At 57.2% G+C, this 26,754-nt stretch carries 24 protein-coding genes; 13 read left to right on the plus strand and 11 right to left on the minus strand.

Going from position 1 to position 26,754, the window contains the following annotated elements:
• Positions 1-14: 14 nt before the first annotated feature.
• Positions 15-809: a hypothetical protein gene (locus K7H94_RS20905; RefSeq protein WP_222952127.1), complete on the plus strand. Its 795-nt coding sequence runs from the start codon at positions 15-17 to the stop codon at positions 807-809.
• A gap of 125 nt (positions 810-934) precedes the next feature.
• Here the strand turns inward: K7H94_RS20905 and biuH are convergent, their stop codons facing one another.
• The 4 genes from biuH to leuE form a co-directional block, all read right to left on the minus strand.
• Positions 935-1,642, minus strand: coding sequence for a biuret amidohydrolase (gene biuH, locus K7H94_RS20910; protein WP_222952128.1), 708 nt, complete (start codon positions 1,640-1,642; stop codon positions 935-937).
• On the minus strand, positions 1,635-2,945 hold the full coding sequence (locus K7H94_RS20915; RefSeq protein WP_222952129.1) for a purine-cytosine permease family protein: 1,311 nt from the start codon (positions 2,943-2,945) through the stop codon (positions 1,635-1,637). The genes biuH and K7H94_RS20915 overlap by 8 nt, the downstream gene beginning before the upstream one ends.
• On the minus strand, positions 2,938-4,386 hold the full coding sequence (locus tag K7H94_RS20920) for an amidase (protein ID WP_222952130.1): 1,449 nt from the start codon (positions 4,384-4,386) through the stop codon (positions 2,938-2,940). The genes K7H94_RS20915 and K7H94_RS20920 overlap by 8 nt, the downstream gene beginning before the upstream one ends.
• A gap of 254 nt (positions 4,387-4,640) precedes the next feature.
• Entirely contained in the window at positions 4,641-5,279 is a 639-nt protein-coding gene (leuE, locus tag K7H94_RS20925; RefSeq protein ID WP_058770263.1) for a leucine efflux protein LeuE, read from the minus strand.
• Positions 5,280-5,317: 38 nt separating this feature from the next.
• Between leuE and K7H94_RS23185 the strand changes: the two genes are divergently transcribed.
• A complete protein-coding gene (locus tag K7H94_RS23185) occupies positions 5,318-5,449 on the plus strand; it encodes a hypothetical protein (RefSeq protein WP_260467644.1) in 132 nt (43 codons plus the stop codon).
• 31 nt (positions 5,450-5,480) lie between these two features.
• Here K7H94_RS23185 and K7H94_RS20930 read toward each other — a convergent pair whose 3' ends face one another.
• Entirely contained in the window at positions 5,481-6,362 is an 882-nt protein-coding gene (locus K7H94_RS20930; RefSeq protein WP_222952131.1) for a LysR family transcriptional regulator, read from the minus strand.
• 123 nt (positions 6,363-6,485) lie between these two features.
• Between K7H94_RS20930 and K7H94_RS20935 the strand changes: the two genes are divergently transcribed.
• Positions 6,486-7,340, plus strand: coding sequence for a Vmh family MBL fold metallo-hydrolase (locus K7H94_RS20935; RefSeq protein ID WP_222952132.1), 855 nt, complete (start codon positions 6,486-6,488; stop codon positions 7,338-7,340).
• Between the two features lie 48 nt (positions 7,341-7,388).
• On the opposite strand, the gene K7H94_RS20940 is transcribed toward K7H94_RS20935, so the two are convergent.
• A complete protein-coding gene (locus K7H94_RS20940; RefSeq protein WP_420874739.1) occupies positions 7,389-8,369 on the minus strand; it encodes an alpha/beta hydrolase in 981 nt (326 codons plus the stop codon).
• A gap of 342 nt (positions 8,370-8,711) precedes the next feature.
• Here K7H94_RS20940 and yddG point away from each other — a divergent pair, with 342 nt between their 5' ends.
• Positions 8,712-9,626 (plus strand): aromatic amino acid DMT transporter YddG, encoded by a 915-nt coding sequence (yddG, locus tag K7H94_RS20945; RefSeq protein WP_136547317.1) that lies wholly within the window; start codon positions 8,712-8,714, stop codon positions 9,624-9,626.
• A gap of 47 nt (positions 9,627-9,673) precedes the next feature.
• On the opposite strand, the gene K7H94_RS20950 is transcribed toward yddG, so the two are convergent.
• Positions 9,674-10,642 carry a GlxA family transcriptional regulator gene (locus K7H94_RS20950; RefSeq protein WP_222952134.1) on the minus strand — a complete coding sequence of 323 codons (969 nt, stop codon included), beginning with the start codon at positions 10,640-10,642 and terminating at the stop codon, positions 9,674-9,676.
• Positions 10,643-10,754: 112 nt separating this feature from the next.
• Here K7H94_RS20950 and K7H94_RS20955 point away from each other — a divergent pair, with 112 nt between their 5' ends.
• The 4 genes from K7H94_RS20955 to K7H94_RS20970 all read left to right on the plus strand — a co-directional run bounded on the left by K7H94_RS20955 (position 10,755) and on the right by K7H94_RS20970 (position 15,811).
• Complete coding sequence (locus K7H94_RS20955) at positions 10,755-11,396, plus strand: HD domain-containing protein (protein ID WP_222952135.1); 642 nt, start codon at positions 10,755-10,757, stop codon at positions 11,394-11,396.
• Between the two features lie 594 nt (positions 11,397-11,990).
• Positions 11,991-12,725 (plus strand): gluconate 2-dehydrogenase subunit 3 family protein, encoded by a 735-nt coding sequence (locus tag K7H94_RS20960; RefSeq protein WP_222952136.1) that lies wholly within the window; start codon positions 11,991-11,993, stop codon positions 12,723-12,725.
• Positions 12,722-14,497, plus strand: a complete 1,776-nt coding sequence (locus K7H94_RS20965; protein WP_222952137.1) for a GMC family oxidoreductase — start codon at positions 12,722-12,724, stop codon at positions 14,495-14,497. The genes K7H94_RS20960 and K7H94_RS20965 overlap by 4 nt, the downstream gene beginning before the upstream one ends.
• Before the next feature lie 18 nt (positions 14,498-14,515).
• Positions 14,516-15,811 (plus strand): c-type cytochrome, encoded by a 1,296-nt coding sequence (locus tag K7H94_RS20970; RefSeq protein ID WP_222952138.1) that lies wholly within the window; start codon positions 14,516-14,518, stop codon positions 15,809-15,811.
• A 113-nt stretch (positions 15,812-15,924) separates the two neighbouring features.
• Here K7H94_RS20970 and K7H94_RS20975 read toward each other — a convergent pair whose 3' ends face one another.
• From K7H94_RS20975 to K7H94_RS20985, 3 genes are all read right to left on the minus strand, one after another.
• Positions 15,925-16,992: a mechanosensitive ion channel family protein gene (locus K7H94_RS20975; RefSeq protein ID WP_058759073.1), complete on the minus strand. Its 1,068-nt coding sequence runs from the start codon at positions 16,990-16,992 to the stop codon at positions 15,925-15,927.
• Between the two features lie 417 nt (positions 16,993-17,409).
• Positions 17,410-17,988 (minus strand): YceI family protein, encoded by a 579-nt coding sequence (locus tag K7H94_RS20980; protein WP_222952139.1) that lies wholly within the window; start codon positions 17,986-17,988, stop codon positions 17,410-17,412.
• A gap of 281 nt (positions 17,989-18,269) precedes the next feature.
• Positions 18,270-18,647: a winged helix-turn-helix transcriptional regulator gene (locus tag K7H94_RS20985; protein ID WP_058759071.1), complete on the minus strand. Its 378-nt coding sequence runs from the start codon at positions 18,645-18,647 to the stop codon at positions 18,270-18,272.
• A gap of 101 nt (positions 18,648-18,748) precedes the next feature.
• Between K7H94_RS20985 and K7H94_RS20990 the strand changes: the two genes are divergently transcribed.
• On the plus strand, positions 18,749-19,477 hold the full coding sequence (locus K7H94_RS20990; RefSeq protein ID WP_031279994.1) for an SDR family NAD(P)-dependent oxidoreductase: 729 nt from the start codon (positions 18,749-18,751) through the stop codon (positions 19,475-19,477).
• A 58-nt stretch (positions 19,478-19,535) separates the two neighbouring features.
• Here K7H94_RS20990 and K7H94_RS20995 read toward each other — a convergent pair whose 3' ends face one another.
• Positions 19,536-20,315, minus strand: coding sequence for a MipA/OmpV family protein (locus tag K7H94_RS20995; RefSeq protein WP_104093363.1), 780 nt, complete (start codon positions 20,313-20,315; stop codon positions 19,536-19,538).
• Between the two features lie 125 nt (positions 20,316-20,440).
• Here K7H94_RS20995 and K7H94_RS21000 point away from each other — a divergent pair, with 125 nt between their 5' ends.
• The 4 genes from K7H94_RS21000 to K7H94_RS21015 all read left to right on the plus strand — a co-directional run bounded on the left by K7H94_RS21000 (position 20,441) and on the right by K7H94_RS21015 (position 26,636).
• Complete coding sequence (locus K7H94_RS21000) at positions 20,441-21,136, plus strand: response regulator transcription factor (protein ID WP_021509002.1); 696 nt, start codon at positions 20,441-20,443, stop codon at positions 21,134-21,136.
• On the plus strand, positions 21,133-22,305 hold the full coding sequence (locus tag K7H94_RS21005) for a sensor histidine kinase (RefSeq protein ID WP_222952140.1): 1,173 nt from the start codon (positions 21,133-21,135) through the stop codon (positions 22,303-22,305). The genes K7H94_RS21000 and K7H94_RS21005 overlap by 4 nt, the downstream gene beginning before the upstream one ends.
• Before the next feature lie 97 nt (positions 22,306-22,402).
• Positions 22,403-23,572, plus strand: a complete 1,170-nt coding sequence (locus K7H94_RS21010) for an efflux RND transporter periplasmic adaptor subunit (RefSeq protein ID WP_222952141.1) — start codon at positions 22,403-22,405, stop codon at positions 23,570-23,572.
• Positions 23,556-26,636 (plus strand): efflux RND transporter permease subunit, encoded by a 3,081-nt coding sequence (locus K7H94_RS21015; protein ID WP_222952142.1) that lies wholly within the window; start codon positions 23,556-23,558, stop codon positions 26,634-26,636. Before K7H94_RS21010 ends, K7H94_RS21015 begins: the two co-directional genes overlap by 17 nt.
• Positions 26,637-26,754 lie beyond the last annotated feature (118 nt).

Raw genomic sequence — 26,754 nt, forward strand, 5'->3', positions numbered from 1 at the left:
CACAAGGAGTTTCTATGACAACCTCAACGCAACCGGTGTTCAGCCTGCACTACGTCGGGCTCAATCTGAAGAAAGGCGTTAATGCCGCGACCTTCGAAGCCTTTCTCAAGGCGCGCGGCACGCAGATTCCTGCTTATCCGGGCTGGCAATGGTCGCTGTTAAAAGGCCTGCGCGGCGAACGCCAGGAACAATACCTGATGCTGTATCAGGCTCCCAGCCAGCCCGAATATGACCGCTATATCACCCCCACAGGAGCACTCACGGCTGAGGCCATCGCCTTCTGGCAACAACGGCCCGAGGCGAGCGCGCTGCTTGAGGAGTGGAAAAACTTTGCCACCTATGGGGAGTTACCAACGCTCTTCTCCACCTTCTCGCTGCTGGCAGAAAACCGCCACAGTTCACTGCCGCCCGGCCCGAACTTTCAGCCCGATGCTCAACCTGCGGTGGCACGCGTGGTCGGTTTTCATCATCTGGCACTACGCGCTGGCGTGACGGCTGCCGACTTTGATCGCTTTATGATTGAGAACGTCGCGCGCATTGATGACTATCCCGGCTGGAAGTTTCACATGCTGAAGGGCACCGGCGGTAATCGAAGTGAGCAGTATGCGGTGATGCTGGTGATCGAAAGCCTCGACTCGCTCAACAGCTTCCATCCGACGATGGACGTCTCAACCGAAAAATCGCTGAGGTTTGTGAAAAACCATCAGGAGAGCGAGCGTATGTATGATGAATGGCGCACCATGGCCTCGTTCTCCGGCGCACCGCAAATGTATACCGACTATCTGACGATTGCCGGCAACGTTGGCTGAGGTTGGCCATGACCGGCGGAGGCCGGTCAGACTGCATCATCACGCCCGCGCAGGGTTGGTGTGCGGTTGTGGCTGGCCCGGCACCTCAACGCCTGGCCAGCCCGCCATTCGCGTCCGTTGCCGGATTAGCTCACCCGCGCCGCTGCCAGGCTGTTCAGCGCGGCCAGCAGCGTTGCCGAGTCCGCCACTGCACCAAAAATACCGCCCTGCATATGAATCATGCTGAGCGCCGCCTCATGATGCTTCAACTCCGTCGCCGCGCAGCAGTCGCTCAGCACCAGACATTCAAAGCCGCGATCGTTGGCTTCGCGCAGTGTGGTATGCACGCAAACGTCGGTGGTGATGCCGCTGATGATTAAGTTGCGGATACCGCGACTGTGCAGAGTCAGCTCAAGGTCGGTGGCGTAAAAAGAGCCCTTGCCGGGTTTATCAATAATCACTTCATCCGGTAGCGGCGTCAGCTCGGGAATGATTTCCCAGCCTGGCTCACCGCGCACCAGAATGCGACCACAGGGCCCTGGTGCACCAATCTCCGCCTGCATCCGCCGCGATCGCCAGCGCTTGTTGGCCGGCAGATCGCTCAGGTCCGGACGATGGCCTTCACGGGTATGGATGATCGGGAAGCCGGATTCGCGCATGCGCGCTAACACCTGCTGCAGCGGTTTGATGGGGGCGCGCGTCAGGGAGATGTCGTAACCCATAGTGTCAACATAGCCGCCCTTGCCGCAGAAGTCGGTTTGCATATCAATCACCAGCAGCGCGGTATTTTGCACCGTGCAGTTGCCGTCAAACGGCCACGGATAGGGGGTTGAATTAACGATATAATCAGGCATTGCTTTTCTCCATTACCGCCGTGCTGCTTTCCGGTTTCCATTTCACAATCAGCGTATAGCTCAGTGCCGCGGTGACCAGGCCGATAACCGCTTCACCAAACTGCGGGAATTCGAGGTGGGCCATCACCGCACACAGGCTGCCGATGGCCCAGGCGGCGAACGCGCTGCCGCGCAGGCGCCGTGTTTGACGCTGTTCGCTGATTTTCGCCATAAAGATCAGATCAACAATCATCACTGCGCCAAACGGCGGCACCACCATGCCGAGCAGGCTGAGCCATTCGAGGAACCAGGACCACACGCCGGCCAGCGCCAGCACGCCACCGATGGCCCCGAGGATCAGCGTCCACAGGCGCATTTTGCTGCTGAACAGATGGCTGAAACCGACCGCGCCGTTATACAGGCAGTGCGTGCACACCGAACCGAGGTTGATAAACACAAACAGAAAGGCAATGACGGAGAGCAGCATGCCGTGCCCCATCAGCAGCGGCAGGAAGTTACCGCCGTTGCTGAGCGGATCGACCGCCGCGCCGACGGCGACAATCACCACGCCAAACAGATAGGAAATCACATTCGCCAGCGGGAACGCGGAAAACGCGGCGATCACCGCTGATTTGCCGTCCTTCGACCAGCGGGTGAAATCCGCTGTCATGGTGCCGGAATCCGCAAAGCCGGCAATCACCATGGTGACCGCCGTGCCCATGCTCATGGCGCCAGCGGCTTCCGGACTGCCCTGCCACTGGGTCAGCGTGGTGAAATCATGATCCTTGCTCACCAGCCACAGCGCAACCAGCCCCAGCACCACAAACAGCGGAGCGGCAATCATTCCCAGCACCGACAGCGCCCGCACCCCAAGAAAGGTGACGCCGGTATACAGCACCATGGCAAACGCGGTGACCGCCAGCGCATTCCAGCCAAAGGTCTGGTTGATCACCGTCCCGGTCAGGCCGGTCTGGAAGGCGTACCAGCCTATCACCACGGTAGAAAGAAAGCCGGACACCAGGATATAGCCTTTGGTGCCAAAGGTCCGCTTCGCCTGCAGCGCGAAGTTCATACCGGTATGTCCGGCGAACCAGCTAAGTGCGCCGACATAGGCAAACAGCACCAGGTTACCCAGCAAAATCGCCAGCAGTGCCGGCCAGAAGCCAAGATGCCAGGTGATAATGCCGCCGAACAGCGCATTGGTGAGGATCATCGGAAAGCCAAACCATACCGCCGACACCGAACCCGTCGAGTGGCGATGGCTAAGCGGCACCGGCTCATGCTCGAACTCCTGCTCCAGCGCAGGGGAAGATTTGTTACTCATGGAGAACTCCAATAGCAGCAGGATAGTGATGATTCCATGGTTGGATGCGCTCAAAAGCGGCACTGGCCGCCAGCACCAGGCCATCGTCCAGATGACGACCCACAATTTGCATACCGATCGGCAGACCACTGGCCGTGAAGCCGGCAGGCACCGAGGCGGCAGGCTGACCGGTAAAATTGAACGGGAAGCAGAACGACAGCCAGTGATCGCTGCGCACCATGCGGCCATCAATGACTTCCGGACCCTGCATATGCAGCGCAAACGGCGGCACCGCCAGCGTCGGCGACAGCAGCAGATCGTAGCGCTGCATAAAGCGCCACAGCTGGTTGCAGAGCTTTTTGCGCGTGGTATTGGCGTCGGTGAAATGCTCCGCGCGCCAGTCGCGCTGCAGCATGGCACTCAGGTGCGGTGACATCGCTGTTCCCAGCTGGTTCTGCATCTGGCGCATGCCGCTCAGATCGCTTTCGAACGCCACCAGCGCAGCAAAGCTGGCGCTTTCGTCAGCGATGCCGGGATCCACCTCCTCCAGTTCTGCGCCCAGCGCCGCAGCGAAACGACGTGCGGCCGCGGTGACCACGGCGCGCACTTCCGCATCGACGGCGATATAGCCAAAGTCGGCGCTGAAAGCGATGCGCAACCCCTGCAGTGGCCGATCCAGACTGGCCAGCCAGTCAACATCGCTGCATGGGATGGAGTGCCGATCGCGCATGTCCGGACCGGCCATCACTGACATCATCAGCGCGCTGTCGCGCACGCTACGCGTCATCGGACCGATATGTTCAAGGGATTCCCAGCTGGAAACGCCAGGATAACGTTCATCGCGGCAGCCCGGCCACAGCGGCACCCGCCCCATCGAGGCCTTGAGTCCATAGACACCGCAATGGGCTGCCGGGATTCGTACCGATCCTCCGCCATCACTGCCGAGCGCAATCGGACACAGCCGCGCCGCCAGCGCCGCGCCGGATCCCGCACTCGATCCGCCCGGCGTTTTGCTCACATCCCAGGGATTACGCGGTGAGGGAAACAGGGGATTATGGCCGACACCGCTGTAGCCAAACTCCGGCGCGGTGGTCTTGCCCAGCAGGATGGCATCGGCCGCCAGCAGGCGCTCAACGGTGATGTCATCTTCTTCGGGAATAAAATCGGCGTAGGCGGCCGATCCTGACGTGGTTCGCACACCTGCGGTACAGATCAAATCTTTTACCGCCAGCGGCACACCCGCCAGTGCGCCCAGCGGCTCGCCGCGCGCACGACGGCGGTCGATCTGCTCTGCCTGTGCCAGCGCCCTCTCCGGCGTCAGGGTACAAAACGCCTGAATCAGCGGCTCACGCTGTTCCAGGCGATCCAGCGTCGCCTGGGTTAACTCGCGCGCGGAAACCTCGCCGTCGCGCACCCGCGCCGCCAGCTGGGTGGCATCTTCATCCAGCAGTGCATCAAACATGATCGTTCTCCCGGGTTAATTGGCTTCCGGGAGGAGTGCAGTTTGCGTGCCAGAATAGCGTGGTGTGCGCGGCCGTTATGCGCCGGGCCAGATAGGATACGGTCTGGGATACAAGATGGAATACTTATGGATGCGGCAGCCACACCGATGCAGGCAATGCGCACAAACTGTGCGCATTGCCTGCATCATCGCGTTGCCATTTTAGGGTGCAGCAGGCGGAGGCGGCGTTGAAGAAGTGGCGTGCGTCAGAAGGGTTAGCTTTGCGCGCTGACTAACCGCACGGCGAAGCCAAAAAACAGCATGCCGGTCAGCATGTTCGCCAGCTTGACCAGGCGGGTGCGGCTGCGCAGATAGCGCACCATCACCGCGCCAGCCACCAGCAACAGTGAATAGTAGCTGAAACTGATCACCTGAATCAGCGCACCCAGGGTGGCAAACGCCGGCGCGGTATGGGTTACGCGCGGATCGATAAACTGAATGAAGAACGAAACGTAAAACAGAATCGCCTTGGGATTGGTTACGCCAAGCAGCAGCGCACGCAGGAAATAGTTTTCCTGTTTTACCGCTTCAGCCGGTTGATCGCCGCTGCGTTTGCGCAGCGCGCCGATGATAATCTTCACGCCGAGATACAGCAGGAACATGGCACCAAGATAACGCACCACCATAAAAATATGCGGACTGGTACGGATCAGCGTCGCGACGCCCGCCCAGGCGAGGAAAATCAAAATTAAATCGCCCGCCATCACCCCGGCTATCGCCTGACAGGCCGGCTTTGCCCCACGACTCATCCCGGTGCGCAGCACATACAGGCTGTTGGGTCCGGGTAATAGAATGATCACCAGCGCGCCCGCCAGGAAAGTCCAGAGATTGATGATGCCTAAATCGTGAAACATTACGGTGCTACCCCATGCCGTTAAGCAGGTAAAAATGAGTGAAAGTGGAACCCGGCGCGCTGCTCAACTGCCGCGGCGCGGCGCATAGTAGCAGTTGTGCGGTGGATTTGTCGCTTAACGCCACGGTTCAGTATGTCGAAACGGTGTTACGTAACGCATACAGCGCGTGACAGGCACCAGTGACGTTGTCACAGTGATGATTCAGAGGTTTTGCAACTGCTGCATCACCGCATCCAGAAATACCCGTAATACCGCAGGCTGTCGTTCGCGCGACATATACAGGCCATAAATGCCTAAGGTGCGCGGTTGAAAACCGGGCAGTACGCAACGTAACTGACCGCTGGCCAGCGCAGCCTGTGCCTCCATTGCCGGCACCATGGCAACACCACAGCCGGCGATAGCGGCATCACATAACACGGATGAAATACCGGCGCTGAAATTGCCGCTCACCACCACGGAAACCGCCTCGCCTTGCGCATCGTGAAACTGCCAGCGCTGCCCGGCAAAGCGGCTGTAGTGCAGGCAATTATGTTGTGCCAGATCCGCTGGCGTCTGCGGTTCGCCCTGCTGCGTTAAATAGGCCGGCGCAGCGCAGACTACCGAGGCACATTCACCCAGCCTGCGGGCAATCGCGCCGGGCTCCGGATCGTCGGTAATGCGAATGGCCACGTCGATGCGCTCACCCACCAGGCTGACCGGCTGATTATTGATCTCCAGCTCAATACGTACTGCCGGGTAACGCGTGAGGAACGCCGGAATCATCGGTCCAAGAATGTGTGTGGCGGTTGAATGTGCACAGGCCACGCGCAACGTGCCCTGCGGTTTGCCCTCATCGCCCTGCTGTTCAATCTCGTCGGCCAGCCGGGCCAGCGCGCGTGTCTTATGCAAAATCTGCTCACCCGCCGGGGTAATGGTCAGCCGCCGTGAAGAACGGTGCAGCAGGCGTGCGCCCGCCCACTTCTCCATTTCATCAAGATAGCGACTGACCATCGGGCGCGAAATATCCAGCGCGCGCGCCGCCGCGCTCAGGCTTCCCAGTTCACAAATCCGGTTAAACACCCGCGTTGCCGTCACTCTGTCCATGCAGGCTCCATCTGATCGTTTTATGCAACTGATCATATCTGATTGCGGGAATTCTGCCAGCTGGCGATTTGCTTACAATAGCGTCTTTCAGTGACGGCACGTTGCCGTAAAAAGGAAGATGCCATGAAGATGAAATCACTCGCGCTGCTGGTCACCCTAGCCGCCGCGCCGGCTTTTGCCGCTCCGTTGCAGTTAGACGTGTATAACCCACAGGAACAGGGAATTTTTCCGGTCTCGTCGACGCTGGTCTCCGGTCCGCATGAAGCGATTCTGTTTGATGCGCAGTTCAGCCCCAAAGATGGCGAGAAGCTGGTGGAACTGATTAAAGCGCGCGGCAAGCAGCTGACCCACATCGTGATCACCTCGGGCGATCCGGATTTCTACTTCGGTCTTGAGCCGCTGGTGCAGGCGTTCCCGCAGGCCAAAATTGTCGCCTCGCCGCTGGTAGTGGAACATATCGAAGCGACCAAAGATGCCAAGCTGCAGTACTGGGGACCGCAGATGAACGGCGCTGCGCCGCACCAGCTGTATGTGCCGCAGATTACCCACCAGACGCGGTTTAGCGTCGATGGTGAGCGCATCGAGCTGCGCCACGCGGCAGAAAAATCAGCCTACGTGTGGATTTCCTCCAGTAAGGCAATACTCGGTGGCACAGTGGTGGATTCCGGCATTCATGCCTGGACCGCGGACACCCAGACCGCAGCCAGCCGTGCAGAGTGGCGTCAGGTATTGCGAGAAATGCAGCAGTTGAAGCCGCAGGTGGTGATCCCCGGCCACTATCTGGGTGCGCGTCCGGCGGGCGATAAAGCGGTCACCTTTACGCTGGATTATCTGCAAAGTTTTGAGCGGGCGCTGCAACAGCACAAAGGCTCCGCGGCGGTGATTCAGGCAATGAAACAGGCGTGGCCAACCTTAGCAGATGTCAGCTCGCTGGAGCTGAGCGCGAAGGTGAATACCGGTGAGATGAAGTGGAAGTGACGCGAGGATAAATAAACGGGCCAGACGCCGCCGCGCCTGGCCTGAAGCTTACTGCAGATGGGTTTTCAGCTCTTCCGCCGCCTGGCGAATCGCGGTGCGGACCGCCGGCACCTCGCTCAGCGGATTGAGCAGGCCGTAGTCATGAATCAGACCGTTATAGCGCGTCACGGTGACATCCACACCGGCGGCATCCAGTTTGCGACCAAAGGCTTCACCCTCATCACGCAGCACATCCAGTTCTGCCGTCTGAATCAGCGTTGGCGGTAAGCCCTGCAGCTGCTCTTTTGTGGCGCGCAGTGGCGAAGCGAGAATATTGTCGCGCTCGCTCTGTTTGGTGGTGTAGGCATCCCAGAACCATTTCATCATGTTCCGCGACAGGAAATATCCGTTGGCAAACTGGTGATACGAAGCGGTATCAAAGCGCGCATCGGTTACCGGCCACAGCATGATGTCATAACGAATTGCTGGCGTTTGCTGCTGTTTAGCCTGCAGCGCGACCGCCGCCACCATGTTACCGCCGACACTGTTACCAACCAGCGCCAGGCGCTTGCCATCGACACCAATTTCACTGCCGTGTTCCGCCACCCAGCGTGTCGCTGCATAAGCCTGATTGATGGCCAGCGGATAATGCGCTTCGGGGGACGGCTTATAGTTAACAAACACGGCCGCAGCGCCAGATTCCACCACCAGATCGCGTACCAGACGTTCGTGGGTCGGGAAATCACCGAGGATCCAGCCGCCGCCGTGGAAGAACATAAATACCGGCAGCGTACCCTGTGCGCCCTGCGGTTTTACGATATTCAGCTTAATGGGCTGGCCGTTTACCTGAATGGTTTTTTCAGTGACATCGGCCGGCGGCAGCGTTACGCCCTTCTGCGCATCAATCAGGACCTGACGCGCCGCCTGCGGTGACAGTTGCTCAATCGGTTTGCCGCCGCTGCTGTTCAGCGCCTGTAAAAACTGTTGCACGTGACGTTCAGGTTGTGGTGCGTCAGCAAAGCTATTTACCGACGCAGTAGCCATCGCCATGGCAAGCAGAGAGTGTTGTAATTTCATGGTATTACTCCTTTAATGTTTTTTGCGATTATATCGCACGCTATTTAAATGATAATGACTTGATGGTCGTGTTCTGAACTGAGACTGAATTTATATAGCGCGCTATTTAATAGCAAGGTATTTTTTAGCGAAGATTTACATCACTACTCTATTACACTGATTTTAATCAGGATATTTTTTTAGATTTTTGCCTGCAGGCGGGTGCGCTTTCCGGCCAGTCACATCGGCAACCTGCAGATTCATCTTGTCTGCGTCCCCGCCAGCCGCCACACTGGCGAGCACGCCGCGATTTTTCACACATTGAGGTAACGGGTAATGCCGCAGAGTAAAGCTACCCTGACTGGTCTGCTGGCCATTCTGCTGTGGAGCACGATTGTAGGATTAATAAAAAGCGTCAGTGAAAGTTTTGGTCCGGTAACCGGTGCCGCGCTGATTTACAGCGCCAGCGCCCTGCTGTTGCTGCTCACCGTGGGTTTTCCTGACCTGCGCCAGTTTCCCCGCCGCTATTTGCTGATCGGCAGCCTGCTGTTTGTCTGCTATGAGCTCTGCCTGTCGCTGTCGCTGGGTTTTACTCATAGCGGCCATCAGGCGATTGAAGTCGGCATGGTTAATTACCTGTGGCCGGCGATGACCATCGTTTTAACGGTGATGGTTAACCGGCAAAAGACCAGCCCGTTGATTATTCCCGGCCTCCTGCTGGCCGTCGCCGGTATTTGTCGGGTACTGAGCGGAGATCGGGGGTTTTCACTGGGCGAAATGATCGACAACGTGATGGATAATCCGCTCAGTTATGGTCTGGCATTTGGCGGTGCGATGATTTGGGCGGTTTATTGCGTGGTGACAAAAAGTAGCGCTAAAGGCAGTAACGGCATCACGCTGTTTTTCATCTTAACTGCGCTGACGCTGTGGCTGAAATCGCTGCTATCACCGCAGCCGCCCGTGGTGTTTTCGCTACAGGCGTGCATCAGCCTGGCGCTGGCAGCGATGGCGATGGGGCTTGGCTATGCGGCGTGGAACGTCGGCATTTTGCACGGCAATGTCACGCTGTTAGCCGCAGCCTCCTACTTTATCCCTATCATTTCATCGCTGATAGCCGCTTTTATCCTTAACTCCAGCCTGACCTTCTCCTTCTGGCAAGGCACGGCGATGGTTTGCCTCGGTTCGCTGCTCTGCTGGTGGTCAACGCGCGGGACTGCAACGCATAAGCTGGAAAGCAACACGCTGGAATAAGCGGCTGGATGGCGCAGCCGGACGAGAATACAGACAGTGGTGCAGACTCAGCGCGGCGGCGGGAACATTTTGCGATACAGCGACGGCGTCATGCCGGTTACTTTGACAAACGCGCGGCGCATCACATCGGCACTGTGATAACCGCAGGCCGCCGGGATCGCTTTGAGCGGCAGCTCACCGGCATCCAGCAAAGCCCGCGCGTGGCTGATGCGCGCCTGCTCCAGCCATGCGCCAGGCTGGATCTGCATTTCCTGCTGAAACAGACGCGCTAAATGCCGCGTACTGAGGTGCATGTGCGCCGCCAGGTCTTCCAGCCCGCGAATCTGTGCCAGATGCGCGATTGCCCAGCGCTGCATCTCCTGAAAGGCGCTGCGTCCGGCCAGGGACACCTGCTGTTTACGCACAAAATGTCCCTGTGTGACCGGGCGCTGGAAGAACATCACCAGGCTGGCGGCCACCTCCTGCGCCAGCTCGCGCCCGAGATCCTCTTCCACCAGCCGCATCGCCAGATCCAGTCCGGACGTCACCCCCGCTGCCGTGCGTAATGCACCATCCGCCACATACAGCGCATCGGCTTCGACCTGTGCATCGGGTAGCAGTAATGCCAGCCGTTCCGCACACGCCCAGTGAGTAGTGACTTTCCTGCCGTTCAGCAAACCCGTTTGCGCCAGCAGCAGCGCCCCGGTACACACCGAGCCGTAACGCTGGCTGCGCTGACAGAGCGCGATAATCTGCTGGCACTCACTGGCGGAAAGCTGCATCTGGCTGGCGTCAGGTGCTCCGGCAACCAGAAAGGTATCGGCGCGATGCTGTGTCGCCGCAGTGAGCGCAACGTCGGCTTCCAGCCGGACACCAGACGAGCAGCGGATGCTGGTGTGCTGCAGCGACATCACGCTGAGCTGATACACCTGACGATGCAGCAGCCGATTTGCCTCGGCAAACACATCCAGCGGCCCGGAAATATCCAGCAGTTGGGCGCCGGGAACGGCCAAAAGGGTAATGTGATGGTGAGTCATTGTCTGGCTGTCCGCTTAAATCGCAATGTCTGAAATCATCGTTAAACAGAGATTCATGACATTGTCGCGCGGCTTTATGCTGAACGCAACTTCACTAAGCGGAGAGATCACCATGAGTTTTACGATTAACGGCATTCGTATTCCGGACAGCAAAATGGCGCGCGATGCTACCGCGCTGGTACGTGACATCGAATCGGATCTGTTATTTCATCACTCCAGCCGCGTTTTTTACTGGGGCGCTTTGGCAGGTCAGCGACTGGGGATCAAAGTGGATGCCGAGCTGCTTTACGTTGGCTGCATGTTCCATGATGTGGGCCTGACGCAACAGCATTGCAGTTGCGATAAGCGCTTTGAAGTCGATGGCGCCAATGCGGCGCGCGATTTCCTGCAACATTACGGGGTTGCCCAGGCGGACATTGATAAAGTGTGGACGGCGATTGCCCTGCACACGACGCCCGGCATTCCGCAATTTATGGCCGGGGAAATCGCCCTGGTGACGGCCGGCGTTGAGATGGATGTGCTGGGTATTGACTATGATCACTTCAGCGATGAGCAACGTGAAGCCGTGGTGCAGCAGCATCCCCGTCCGGCACAGTTTAAAGAAGAAATTATCCAGGCATTTTATGAAGGCATTCAACACAAACCGGCGACGACTTTCGGCAACGTGAAAGCTGACGTCATCGCTGATAAGCAACCGGCATTTCGCCCGATGAATTTTTGCCGGGTTATCCGCCAGTCGCGCTGGGCGGGTTAACATGGACAGCGGAGATAGCTCATCGCGAACGGGAGAAATGGCGACGGAAGCGTGCGCTGTGAATCCCGGCAACAAAATTAACTCATCGAACATTGTCAGCAGGGGAGAATTTTCGTTGCTACTATAGTGACGCAACACACAGCTCAAGCGTTGCGACGAGAATTTTTCCTGTAGTTATTTGTTATGCCCGCTCTGCGGGCATTTTTTTATGCCAGAAATGGACTGCCGTTTCCTGCTGCTGCCGTGCTGCCTGATGTCCGCTGGACGTTTTGCCGGTACCGGATGTTAATGAAAGCGACCAATTCATAACAATTCACCCACCACGCATGTATATCTTCGTTACAAATAGGGTGAGAAAATGACCTTGTTTCATATGGTACAACACTGTTTCACCATGTAAAATCGCAACGACTATCCAGTAGGACTGCTTACAGCATGCATCGATCCCTGAGAGATCGGGCTGCCGCATGGCCAGAGGATCGAATACAGAAAAACAATTAGTTGAGGTTATTTATTATTCCCCTGGGAAAGAAAGGGGGTGGGCAAAAGCAAGTAGTGCAAAGCGCCATGTCTTTGTACTCAGGAATCATTTGAATGAAATCAAAAGAGCAACCAATCAAAACATCCAGAAGGTCATTTCTGCAGAAAACCCTTTCTGTTATCCCCTTTACCGCGCTTGCAGGCACCACAGCAGTGAGCGCGATGGCTTCTGCAGCTCCGGCTAAAGAAAAAAGTGAGACCTATCACTACGTTCCGGTATTTTTTAATAATGACGAATGGCGATTTATTTTATCCGCAACGGACCTGCTGATTCCTGAAGACGAATGCGGCCCCGGTGCGGTGAGTGAAGGCGTGCCCGTTTACATCGATAAGCAAATGGAATTGCCTTATGGCTATGGTTACCTGTGGTATATGAGCCCGCCATTTCAGGAATCGATTCCTGAGATGGGATACCAGACTAATCTGGTGCCACGGGAAATTTACCGCCGGGGAATTATCAACCTGAACAAATACTGCCGTGAAAATTCCCAGAATAACTTCGCAGATTTAAGCAAAGAAAATCAGGAAGCGATTTTACACGATCTGGAGTCGGGAAAAATCGTGCTTGATACTATTTCCGGCAAGTTATTTTTCTCTCAGTTACTACAGAACACTAAAGAAGGTTATTTAGCCGATCCGGTGCATGGCGGTAATCAAACCATGGCATCCTGGAAATTAATTGGTTTCCCGGGCGCGCGCGCGGACTTTATTCAGGTTATGGAGAACCCCGATAAACCTTATCCTTTAGGCCCTGTGAGTATTTCTGGCAAGTATGGTGCAAAAAAATGACGATTAAAAAAGAACCTGTAGATGTAGTTATTGTTGGCTTTGGCTGGGCTGGTTCGTTGATGGCGATGGAATTAGCCTCAACCGGATTAAAAATTGTTGCGCTTGAACGGGGAGAACAGCGAGATACTTACCCTGACTTTGCCTATCCCCGTATCATTGATGAGCTGACATATGGTGTCAGGCTAAAACTTTTTCAGAACATATCCAAAGAGAGCGTGACGGTAAGGCATACCACTAAAGATACCGCTTTACCTTATCGCCGCATGGGTTCTTTTTTACCCGGCGACGGCGTAGGCGGCGCTGGCGTACACTGGAATGGTCTACTCTGGCGGCCACTGGAAGCGGATCTCCGACTGAAAACCGTGGTGACTGAAAAATACGGTGCCAGTTTTATTCCTGATGGTATGACGCTGCAGGACTATCCTTTCAGCTACAGTGAAATAGAACCCTATTTTGATAAGTTTGAGAAAATTTGTGGTGCTTCAGGCCAGGCCGGGAATCTGAATGGCAATATCATCGAAGGTGGCAACCCCTTTGAAGCGCAACGCGCGAATCCTTTCCCGACCAAACCGTTGCTTTACCAGTATTCTGCCATGCTGTTTGAAAAAACCGCGAAAGAACTGGGCTACAATCCTTTCCCGGGTCCCGCCGCCATCTGCACTGAGGCATATACCAACCCGTACGGCGTTGCGCTGGGCGTCTGTAACTATTGTGGTTTTTGTGAAAAATTCGGTTGCTATAACTATTCTAAAGCGTCGCCACAAACCAGTGTTATTCCCGCCCTTAAGCAATACGATAACTTTGAATTGCGCTGTAAATCACATGTGCTTCGCGTCAATAAAGACAACACGGGGAAACTGGCCACTGGCGTAACCTATATTGATGAAAATGGCAGTGAAGTCGAACAACCCGCAGCGATGATTATCCTCAGCGCCTTCCAGTTGCATAATGTCCGGCTGCTTTTGCTGTCTAAAATCGGTAAGCCTTATAATCCCGAGACAGGCGAAGGCGTGGTTGGCAGGAATTATGCCTATCAAATGTTAGGCGGCGCAAAACTGTTCTTCAATAAAGAGACCTACTTTAACCATTTTGCCGCCACCGGTGCGTCAGGCGCCTATATTGATAATTACAACAGTGAAAACTTCGATCACTCTGCTGCAGGCTTTATTGGTGGCAGTACGGTCTCTGCGCATGTTACCGGCGCCCGGCCTATAGAGCAAACTGTCACGCCTAAAAATGCGCCTAAATGGGGCAGCGGCTGGAAAAAAGCAATCAGGGATAGCTACCTGCATAATATGAGCATTGGCGTCAGTTCATCTGTCATGCCTTATAAGCAATGTTATCTTGATCTTGACCCGACCTATACCGATGGTTATGGGCTGCCTTTATTAAGAATGACGTTTGACTGGCAGCAGAATGAACTCAAAATGACCCAGTTCATGGCGGGCAAAACGGAAAATATCGTTAAGGCTATCGGGCCAGACTCTTACGACATGGGCTTTAAAAACTTATCTACCCATTACGATGTTCGCCCCTATCAATCTACCCATACCACTGGTGGCGCCATAATGGGTGACAGCCCGGCGACCAGCGTGGTGAATAAATATCTTCAGTGCTGGGACGTCTCCAACGTTTTCGTGGCCGGTGCCAGTTGCTTCCCACAAAACCATGCATACAACCCTACGGGAATCGTCGGCGCAACCACGCTGTTTTCAGCTAACGCAATCAAAACGATTTACCTGAAAAATCCAGGCCCAATGGTTCAGGCTTAAGGGGATAAGGATAAGAAGATGAAAATGACCTGTTTGAAATGGCTGTCCTTATTAACACTATTCTGTGCTTTATCCTCTGCAGCGGAAGATGTCTCTCCGGAACTCATCAGCAAGGGTAAATATATTGCCACTGCCGGAGATTGCGTTGCCTGTCACTCGATTGCCGGAAAAGAGAGCTTTACCGGCGGATTAAAAATGATGACGCCGGTTGGCGCAATTTATTCGACTAATATCACCCCAGATAAAGCCACCGGTATTGGCGAATACACCTATGACGACTTTGCTAAAGCATTACGTCAGGGAATAGCGAAAGACGGGCGCCATTTGTATCCAGCGATGCCTTATACGGCTTATGCCAAAGTTAACGATGAAGATATGCATGCTTTGTATGCTTACATGATGCATGGCGTAACGGCGGTTCACGCGGAAAACAGAAAAAGCGATATCCCATGGCCACTGAATATGCGCTGGCCACTGGCCCTGTGGAATCTGGCTTTCCACGACGATAACGCTTACGCAGCGGATACCACCAAAAGTGCGGAGTGGAATCGTGGCGCTTATCTGGTGCAGGGATTGGGTCACTGCGGCACCTGTCATACCCCGCGTGGCATTGCTTATCAGGAAAAATCGTTAGATCAGCAGGGTAAAACGTACCTGACCGGCGGGACACTGGAGGGCTGGCATGCGCCGGATCTGACCGGCAACGCGAAGTCAGGACTCGGCAGTTGGTCAAATGAAGATATTGCGTTATTCCTGAAAACCGGTCGTACCAACACCTCAGCCGCGTTCGGTTCTATGACGGATGTGGTAGAGCACAGCACGCAATATCTCAGCCAGGCCGATCTTACTGCGGTGGCTAGCTATTTAAAATCACTGCCGGCTTCCGCCCCTGATGCGCCGTCTGCGCCATCCGCCGATACCACCACTGCCGCGCTTATCCGGGGAGACATCAGCGTACCCGGTTCACGGCTGTATATGGATAACTGCTCAGGTTGCCACCGCCTGGACGGCAAAGGCTATGCCAAAACTTTCCCTTCTCTTGTCGGTAACTCAGCGATCCTGAGTGATGATCCTTCATCGGTGATTAGCATTGTACTGCGCGGCGGCAAAATGGCTGTCACGAAGGAGGCGGTCACCGGGCTGGCTATGCCTGATTTTGCCTGGCGGCTCAACGATCAGCAGGTGGCGGATCTGGTGACATTCATTCGTAACGGCTGGGGCAATCAGGCACCTGCGGTAAGCGCGGATCAGGTGGCAAAACTGCGTAAAGATCTGCCAAAGGCAGCGGAGGCGGATAAGGAAAAGAGTCAGTAAAAACGGACGGAGAAAACGCCCTGTTCAGGGCCCCGACAAGGGCCCTGATAATAACGCCGGATAGCAATGGCAACCTGAGCAGTTACCGCGCAATGCCCCATCGCCAGCCTGCACTATGCTTTGTCGGCGTCGGTCAGGGTGGCTCTCACCTGCGGCAGACTCTGCGGGTAATTCTGCTGAATGAATTCAATCATTTTCTCGCGGACGTAGCAGCGTAAATCCCATGCCGTCGGTGAGTTCTGCGCGGTCATCAGTAAACGGATGGTCATGGTTTTTTCCGTGGTATCGGTCACCTGCAGTACCTGAGTTTCGCGATCCCAGAGCCGCGTCTCATTGAGGATTTTTTCAAAATGCTCACGCAACGGCGCCAGCGGCATCGAGTAATCAACATAGAGAAATACAGACCCCAATATTTGCGCATTATTTCGCGTCCAGTTCTGAAATGCATTCTCGGTAAAATAGGTGATGGGCAGCACCAGACGGCGTAAATCCCAGATGCGCACCACAACATAGGTCAGATTGATTTCCTCAATCCAGCCCCACTCCTTTTCGACCACCACCGCATCGTCAATTTTTATCGGTTGGGTGAAAGCAATCTGAATCCCGGCAAACAGATTCACCAGCGACTTTTGCAAAGCGAAACCGATAATAATACCGGCGACACCGGCACCCGCGAGGATGGTGGTGCCGAATTTACGTACACCAGGGAAGTTGAGCAGAATTAAACTCAGGCAAAACAGTACCAGGATGACGATAGCCACTTTTTTAACATAGATTAATTGCGTACGAATTTTACGCGCGCGCAGGTTGTTCGACAGGTTGATATCGTAGCGAATAAACAACATATCCTGCGCTACGTTAATCAGGCGAATCAAAATGGAACAGAACGATAAGATGATAAAGATATTAAGCGTGGTGGCGATAAAGCTCAGTGAGCCAGGATCAAGATGCACATAATTCATCCCCATATTAATTAGCAGTAATGGAATGAATAAAAATAACGATCCCCGCAGATGCTTTTCCAGCGATTTAAACAGCTTGCGATCGCGGCTTTGCCAGTAGCGAATAAACCTGAGAAGAATAAAGCGGGCCAGAAAACCCAGCAGTAGCGAGAGTGTGACGAGCAATACAGCAGGTACCCATGTCGGCGCACCAGATAACTCACCTAGAAGTAATGGCATGATATTCCCTTCTGTTCAGCTAACAACCGTGGTTGTCAGATAAGTCACAAAATCAGTAACCGTTATCGTGCCGGTTATCTGCTAAACCCATGATTTCGCACTTCAGTGGGTAAAAATATAGTTCACTGGCCGCTGTTAGCAGGGTAAAAACCCTTCATGTCATCGGGGTGTTCTGCTGGCGATCATCGCAAGGTTATGAATTGGTGGTTTTTTTCGGCTTTATTGCTAAAGGTCTGAAATTTCAGGCAGGTGATGAGGCAAAGCGTCAGAGGGTGCTGACGAGAAATGCGCTGACAGGCAGTGATGCTGCGCCCGGGGAAGAAGTACAGACAACCTGTTGCGCCAGCTCGCGCTGACCACGCGCATAGCGCAGCAGGTTGATGCAGAGAAAAAGCGCGCGATTAAGCGCGCAATGCCTTATCTGGCGTACGCCTCGGTAGAGAGCGTAATCGTCACTTCGTCGCCCACGGCCGGAACATATTTATCGATTTTAAAATCCGAGCGTTTGATGACGCCCGTGGCATCAAAACCGATTGCCTGCTTTTTAACCATAGGATGCATATCCTGCTTGTTCAGCGTGGCATGCAGCACAACCGGCTTAGTGATACCTTTGATGGTTAAATTACCCTGCACATCATATTTATTATCGCCTTTGCTTTCCACATGGGTGCTGTGGAAGGTGGCCTGAGGATATTTTTTAACGTCAAAATACTCATTACCCAAAAACTCTTTGGTCAGCGCTGGCACATGCGTGTCAATCGTTTTTAACGGCAGGGTCACATTAACCTGTGACTTTTCCGGGTTTTCTTTATCAAAAGCCAGCTGACCGGAAACATCAGAAATATCAGCAGTCGGATGAGAGAAACCAAAGTGATTCCATGCGATCACCACGGAAGTATGTTGCGGGTCAAGGTTATATTCCGTCGCCGCGGCATGTGACAGGGGAACATATAATGCCACCAGAGAAAGCAGCGCCGTTTTTTTCAAAAATTTCATGGAAACATCCTCAAATAATCAAGTGCTAATACTGTAGCGCAAACCTGCTGAGGTGTTATTGAAATCATTTGCTTTACCCATTCAAAATTTTTAACCGTTTTCTACCGCAAGCAAATAATAACGCAGAGTGAATTTTACTGAAATGACGTAATTAAATTTCTGCGAGTAGAATTTAATAATTCCGTTTTTATGTGGGCTAATTTAGCGGCGAGGAGAAGAACGGCAAACCATGTTGAGCATGCGATTAACAGACCGCCTGGATAGCAAGCGGCCGCCACGCTTTATTCTTCACTGGCACGACGTTGATCATAGACAAGCTGTGCCTTTTCAATCGCGTCGCCCTGCTCTCTGGCCCACTTTACCAGCGCAACAAACGGATCCTGCAACGTCTGGCCCAGCGGCGTAATGGCATATTCCACCGCCACCGGGGACGAGGCGATCACGCGGCGGCTGATCAGGCCGTTACGCTCCAGCCGGCGCAACGCCTCCGTCAGTGCCTTGTGGGTAATCGGATCAAGACGGCGCTTGATCGCGTTAAAGCGCGCGGGTTCAGTGCACAGCACGGTCAGAATTAATACCGACCACTTATTGGCGACCTGTTCCAGGATTGGACGGGTGCTGTTGATCTCTGCCAGCAGCGCCGCGATATCAGTCGGCATGGGGTTTCCTTATGTATATCTAATGTAGATAAGGTGCGTAATTGACACTAAATATACGAAATGTATCATCAGCCGTCCACCCCTCTCATTCTGGAGCAGCCATAATGAAACTCGAAGGAAAAGTCGCGCTGGTGACCGGCGGCGGCAGTGGTATCGGCCTCGCCATCGCGCGCCGTTTTGTGCAGGAAGGTGCCCACGTTTTCATCACCGGGCGACGCGAAGCGCTGCTGGCCGAAGCCGTCACGCTGACTGGCGGCCGCATTGAGGCGATAGCAGGCGACCTCACCAGCGCAGACGATGTTGCCCGTCTGTTTGACACCGTGCAGGCCCGCGCCGGACGTCTCGATATTCTGGTGAACTCCTCTGGCGTGGCTGAACCCGCCAGCCTCGAAGAGACCAGCGCAGAGCACTTTGACCGCACGTTCGGCCTCAACGTGCGTGCCATGGTATTCACCGTACAGCATGCGGTGAAGCACATGACGGAAGGCGGTGCCATCGTGCTGGTGGGCTCGATTGCGGGCAGCATGGCCAATCCTGGCTATGGCGCTTATTCGGCCAGCAAAGCCGCGGTGCGCGCCTATGCCCGCACCTGGAGCAGCGAACTGGCACCGCGCGGCATTCGCGTCAACACGCTCAGTCCTGGCCCGACGGACACGCCGATGTTTGACCAGGTCAGCGACGAGGTACGACAGACATTCAGCGCGCAGATACCGGCCAAACGCCTCGGCCATCCTGACGAAGTTGCGGCGGCCGCCCTGTTCCTCGCATCGGACGAAAGTGTCTATGTCACCGGCAGCGAACTGGTGATTGATGGCGGTATGTCCGCGTAATGGTTGTCGTGCTGCACAGCGCGCCGGCCGGGCGTTGTGCAGCCACCGAAAACGTTTCTCAGAAGGTGTAGCTAAAGCCGACCGTGCCGGTGACCTGATCGCGCCGGGACACGATCGGGCTGTCCGCGGCGCGATCGCCCAGCCAGCTGTAACCGGCGCTGACCAGCGTGCCCCAGTGGGCATCAAACTGGTGGCTCCAGGTGAGCGTAGTCGCAACACCGTAGAAGCCGCCGCCGGCATCGTAGCGTGAAAACCGGCTGCGCCTGCTCTGGACATCGCTCACGCCATACCAGGTATTCATATAACGCGCATCGCCAAACAGCGCCGCCGTCTGCAGTGCAACGGTATCGCTGTCGCGCTGGAGAGGCACCAGCGTAACGGATGCCTGATAGTTCACGCCCTGATCATCGCTGAGCGGCAGCACCGCTTTGCCCTCTGCGCTCAGCCACGGCGTAAGCTGCCAGCCCAGCGCCAGTGCAGTGTTCACCGTCGCACTGATGTTTCCCATGCCTTGCAGCCGGCTGGCGCCGTCCCGCCACGTCGAATCTTTATCGCTTCGGCCCAGGCCATAACCCAGCGTGTGTTCCAGATAAACCCCGCTGTCGCTCTGCAGGTCATAACCAATGCCTTTCTGGGCATCAGCAAAAAATGCGCCGTCTCTGGCCTGGAAAATCGGTACCGGCTGCACCCGTGTTTTATTCGATCCGCTGTAGCGTGGCGCGAATTGCGCCCCCGCGCCGAGCGTCAGGCTGGTCTGTGCGTCGCCATCCGCCCTGGCGGCAGCGGAAATCATGAGTAGCAGATGGGTCATGTACATCAGCGTTTTTCTGGTTATCATCGTGTCACCTCTTTATCGGTCCGTTTACCGCCCCTTGCCCGGGCAGCCGCAGCGCGAAGCCGAAGTATCCCGGGGCTGTGTCAACAAACAGCCAGGGATTTATGAAGAAACTGTCAAGGTGAGTTATGCAGACCAAAAATATCCTGATTATTGAGGACGACGCTGACGCGGCTGAGGTGCTGGAGGCCTATCTGCTACGGGAAAATTATGCGGTGCGTGTTGCCGCGGATGGCCTGAGCGGACTTGAGCTGGCCCTGCGCTGGCAGCCCGATCTGATTTTGCTTGATGTGATGCTGCCCGGCCTGAACGGCACCGAGGTGCTGGCAAAACTCCGGCGCAGCAGCGAGGTGCCAGTGATTATGGTCACGGCCATGGGCGATACGCCCGATCGCATCGGTGCGCTGCGCTACGGCGCGGATGATTATGTGGTCAAGCCTTATCATCCCGGCGAAGTGGTGGCACGCGTGCAGGCAGTGCTGCGGCGCAGCGCGGTAAAAACGCCGCAGGAAGAGATCCTGCGCTGGCAGGGGCTGGAGGTGAACAGCGGCGCGATGACGGTTACCGTCACGCAGGCCTCCGGTAACGTGCTTTGCGTTGATACCACGCCAACCGAATTCACGCTGCTGGTCACGCTGATGCGCGCACCGGTGCGCGCGCTGAGCCGCCCGTTTTTGCTGGAGCAGTGTATGCCGGACAGCGACGCGCTGGAGCGGGTGATTGATACCCACGTATATAACCTGCGCAAAAAGCTGGAGGCGGCCGGTATGGCGGGCGTGCTGCTCAACGTGCGCGGCGTAGGCTACCGGTTCCGTCAGCCATGACAGAAAAATCCCCACAAACGCTCTGGCGCTGGCTTTGTCTGCGCATTCTGACGCTGGCAATCGGTACCGTGGTACTGATTGCTTTGTGCATGTGGCTGCGCTTCACGGTGCAGTACCTGTGGATCACGCACCATATGCCGCCGGCGGTTCTGCGTGAATTTCTTGCCCTGCGTGCGCACCCGGAACGCGATCCAGTGCGCTTTCACCAGATCATCGATAGCTGGTGGGGCATACGCTACTCCGACCCGTCCATTGCCTCCTCGGACTGGATCACCGTCGGCATCCTGGTGCTGGTGACCATTCCGTTTATTGCCTATTTCGGGCTGCGCCACGCGCGCCCGCTTTCTGCGCAGTTCAGCCAGCTCAGACGAGCGGCAGACCAGGTGACCGCAGGCGACTTCGGTGCGCAGGCGGCGTTAACACCGGCAGCGCCCGCCGAACTGGCGCAGTTCGCGCACAACTTCAACGCGATGACGCGCCAGCTGGCGCGTTACGACAAAGAGCTGCGTACGTCGCATGTCGCCATGGCGCATGAGCTGCGGTCGCCGCTCAACGCCGCCATGGTGCGTCTGCAGGCGCTGCTTGATGGCGTATTCAGCGCTGACTCACGTCAGCTCGCCCTGATCATGGCGCAGCTCAGTTGTCTGCACCGGCTGATCGATGAGCTGCATCTGCTGTCACTGGCGGATGCCGGCCAGCTCACGCTGGAGAAAGTCCGCTGCAACCCGGCCGATATCCTGCGCGAGCGCCTGCAGTGGATCAAGCCGCAGCTGGATGAAGCGCGCATCCGCACCGGGGTAGCGCTGGCTGAAGAGACATTGCTGCCGGTCGATCCGTTCCGTCTCGGGCAGGTTTTCACCATCCTGCTGGAAAACGCCCTGCGCTACGCCGGAAGCGGCAGCCAGCTGCAGCTGCGCACGCGCAACACCGTTGATTATTACGAAATCATCGTGCAGGACAGCGGCCCGGGCGTTCCTGCGGCGTTTCTGGCGTTGATGTTTGAGCGCTTTGCGCGCGGTGAGGCGTCACGCGCCCGCCACTCGGGCGGCAGCGGGCTGGGCCTGTCGATTGCGCGGGCGATTTGCCAGGCGCACGGCGGCACGATTAATGCCACGCTGCCGGCAACGGGAGGCTTGCAGGTACAGATTTTGTTGCCGCGCAACGCCTGACGTTGTTGCCCTTCTTGACACGCTCTTGATGGAACATCGCCGGATTCTTGATAATCGCACGGTGTAATGGCGCAAATACCGATAAAGGAATTGCGCCATGACCGACGAGCTTCCCTGCCTGATCAAACAGGGTGTGCGCCACCTGCTTAATCCGCGCCACCTGGTTTCCCTGCTGCCGCTGCTGCCCTGTTTGCTGCTGACGGCCCTGCTGCTGACCGGCTGTGACCGCAAGCGTTCACCCACGCCGCCGCCACCGCGTCCGGTAAAGTTCATCACGGTTGGCCCGCCCACGCCCGCCGGGCAGCAAACCCTGACCGGCGAGATCCGCGCGCACGATGAAACCTCGCTCAGTTTCAGGCTGGAGGGGCGGATTCTGACGCGCAGCGCCGATGTCGGCAGCCGCTTCAGGCAGGGAGAGACGCTCGCCGTGCTTGACAGTCCCGGCGCGCTGAATCAGCTGGCGAGCGCACAGGCGGAGCTGAACAGCAGCCGCGCGGCCGAAAAGGTGGCGGCCCTCAATCTGCACCGCATACGCCTGCTGATGCCGTCCGGGGCAATTGCCCGTGCTCAGCTCGATAGCGCCAGCGCCGACTGGCAGGCTGCGCTGGCGCGGCGGCAGAGCAGTGAAGCGGCATTGAAAAATGCGCAGGATAGCCTGCGCTGGACCCACCTTACCGCGCCTGAGGATGGCGTGGTGACGGGCGTCAGCGCCGCAGCCGGTCAGGTGGTCAGCGCCGGTCAGACGGTGTTTACGGTTGCGACCGGCACAGGCCGTGACGTGGTATTTGACGTTGCCACACCTGAAACCCTCGATCGCCGGGCCAGTGCCCGTTTCCGCGTTGCGCTATTGCAGAATCCGTCCGTGATGGCCGAAGCGCACCTGCGTGACGTCAGTCCACAAGCCGACGCCCAGACACGCAGCTGGCGGGTGCGCATCACACTGGACAATCTTCCCGCGGAGATGGTGCTGGGTGCCAGCGTCGCCGTCACCCTGCCGCTGGCCGACACGACGGCGGATGCGGTGATGGCGATTCCGGCCACCGCGCTCACCCGCCAGGCAGGCCAGGCGGCGGTGTTTATCCTTGACCCGGTGAAAAACTGCGTTATCCGGCGCACGGTTGCGATTGCCGGCTACACGGCAGATGCGGTATGGATTCGCGCCGGCATCATGCCGGGCGATCGGGTGATCACGGCGGGCGTCAGAAGCCTGCGTGACGGTGAACGCGTTGCCGGCAGCCAGGAGGACCAGCATGAAACCGGCGTTTAATCTTTCTGCCTGGGCGCTGAAGCAGCAGCAGCTGATGGCCTTTCTCATGCTGCTAATCATGGCCGCCGGGATCGTCAGCTATGAAAAACTCTCGCGCAACGAAGATCCGGCGTTCACCATCAAAACCGCAGTGGTCTCTGCGCAGTGGCCAGGTGCCGACATCAACGATACGGTCAGACTGGTCACCGATCCGCTGGAGAAAAAGCTGCAGGAAATTCCCTGGCTGGATTATGTGCAGAGTGAAACGCACGCTGGCCGCACGGTCATTTTCGTCAATCTGCGTGACGACACCCCGCCCGCGCAGGTGGCCGGCATCTGGTATCAGGTGCGTAAAAAAATGCAGGATGTGACCCCGGCTTTGCCGCAGGGCGTGCAGGGCCCGGCGGTCAACGATGAGTTTGACGATACCTTTGGCACGATTTACGGCTTCACCGCTGACGGTTTTTCCCCGCGTGAGCTGCGGGACCGGGTGGACGATATTCGCCGCGATCTGATGAGTCTGCCGGATGTGGGTAAGATCCAGCTACTGGGCGAGCATGAAGAGCAGCTGGTGGTGGCCTTTTCCCCGCGCCAGCTATCCGCCATGGGGCTGGATTTGCAGCAGGTAGCAGAGGCGCTACGGGCGCAGAACGTCGTCGAGCCGGCAGGCAGCGTGCGCACCGCCACCGATAACATCGCCCTGCGCGTGAGCGGCGCGTTCAACAGCGAGGCGAGCCTGCGGGCGGTTACGCTGCGCGTTAACGATCGCTATGTTCCGCTGACGGCGATCGCCACCATCACGCGCCGCCCCGCCGAGCCGCCTGCCCCGCTTTTTCGCGTTAACGGCCAGCCGGCCATCGGACTGGCCGTGTCGATGGCCGTCACCGGCAACATGCTGGAGTTTGGTCAGGCACTGCGGACGCGCATGGAGAGCGAAGCCAGCCAGCTGCCGCACGGCATTGAGATGACGCGCATCGCCGATCAGTCAGCGGTAGTGCAACAGGCGGTCAGCGGATTTGTCGATGTGCTGGGCGAGGCAGTGATCATCGTGCTGGCGGTTTCGTTTGTCTCGCTGGGACTGCGCGCCGGACTGGTGGTCGCGGCGGCGATCCCGCTGGTGCTCGCCATGACGTTTATCGGCATGCATCTGGCCGGTATCGGCCTGCAGCGCATCTCGCTGGGCGCACTGATCGTGGCGCTGGGCCTGCTGGTGGACGATGCAATGATCACGGTGGAAACCATGGTGGCGCGGCTGGAGGCCGGCGATTCCCGCACCGGCGCAGCGACCTGGGCGTTCAGTACCACCGCCTTCCCGATGCTGACCGGTACGCTGGTGATGATTGCCGGTTTTATTCCGGTCGGCTTTGCCGCATCCAGCGCGGGCGAATATTGCTATACCCTGTTTGCGGTGGTGCTGATGGCGCTCATCAGCTCATGGCTGGTGGCGGTGCTGTTTTCACCGCTGACCGGCAGCTGGCTGTTGCCGGCCACGCTAAAGCAGCACCGCGCTGGAAACGGGCGCCTCAGCCAGTGCTATCGCCGCCTGCTGAGCAGCGTGCTGCGCCACCGCATGCTGACGCTGGCGATGGCGATGCTGGCGCTGTTGCTGGCCGGCGTCGGCACCACGTATATGCAGGGCGAGTTTTTCCCGGCCTCCGATCGGCCTGAGCTGCTGGTGAGCCTGGCGCTGCCGGCCAGTGCGTCGCAGCAGGCCACCCTCCGTCAGGTGCAACGCCTTGAGCGGATTGTCTCCGCCAGCCGGGATGTTGACCACTATTCGTCTTACGTCGGCACCGGTGCGATACGCTTCTACCTGCCCATGGATGTGCTGCTGGACAATGAAAACAGCGCTCAGCTGGTGGTGGTGGCCAAAAGCCTGGCTGCCCGTGAACGACTGCAGCGCTCGCTGGATGCGGTGCTTGCCCGGGATTTCAGCGACATCACCACGCGCGTCGCGCCGCTCGAGCTCGGTCCGCCGGTAGGCTGGCCGATTCGTTATCGCATCAGCGGGCCGGATTATCGCCAGGTGCAGCAGCTGGCAGAGCGACTGGCCGCCGCGCTCGGCAGCTCAGCGCTGACGCGTGACGTCAATCAAACCGCCGGTGAGCCCGAACGCGTAATCACTTTGCAGGTGAATCAGACGGCAGCGCGCGCAGCCGGCCTCTCTTCTGACCTGATTGCTCAGTATCTGCATACGCTCTGGTCAGGAACGCTGATCACTACGGTACGCGATCGCAACCGGCTGATTGATGTGGTGCTACAGGGCAACGCTGCAGCGCGCCATGACCTGAGCAGCCTGTCCGGATTGCTGCTAACCGCGCCGTCGGGCGCAAAAATTCCGCTGACGCAGGTCGCAACACCGCAGTGGGGGCTGGAGGATCCCGTTATCTGGCGACGCCAGCGTCTGCCGTTTATCACCGTCCAGACCGATACGGCGCCGGGTTTGCGCGCGGAAGCCGTCTCCGCCGCCCTCACGCCGCTGATTGCCACCTTCAGGGCCAGCTTGCCGGCGGGTTACCGCCTGAGCGAGGATGGAGCAGTAGCGGAGTCTGACAAGGGCAACCAGTCGGTGATCGCCATCCTGCCGATCACGCTGCTGTGCATGCTGGTATTGCTGATGTTACAGCTGCGGCGGATTTCCCGCATGCTGCTGGCCCTGCTGATGGCGCCCTTTGGTCTGCCGGGCATTGTGCTGGCCATGCTGCCGACCGGCACACCGATGGGCTTTGTGGCGCTGCTGGGCGTTATTGCCCTGGCTGGCATGATCATCCGCAACGCGGTGATCCTGATCAGCGAGGCGGATAACAACGTTGATGCAGGTATGCCGCCGGATGCCGCCATTGCGGCTGCCGCCGAACACCGCGCACGGCCGATCGTGCTCACCGCCAGCGCCGCGATTCTCGGTATGATCCCCATCTCGCGTCAGGTTTTCTGGGGACCGATGGCGCTGGCGATTATCGGTGGGCTGTTAGTGGCGACGCTGGTGACGCTCACGGTTTTACCCGCGGCGATGAGTCTGGTGATGCAGGCAGCAGCCCGTCGTGACAAACTGAAATCGCTGCGCTGGCGGCCGTTCAGAAAATAACCGCCTGCTGGTCAGCCCTGCTGGCATGGGGCAACGAAAGGTTTATCCACAGGGTTCCGGGCGGGATATGCACGCCAGATGTGGACAGTATCAGGAGAGAACGCGCAGCACCGGCTGC

Origin of the sequence: Pantoea dispersa, assembly GCF_019890955.1 — a bacterium.
Classification (GTDB): Bacteria; Pseudomonadota; Gammaproteobacteria; order Enterobacterales; family Enterobacteriaceae; genus Pantoea; species Pantoea dispersa.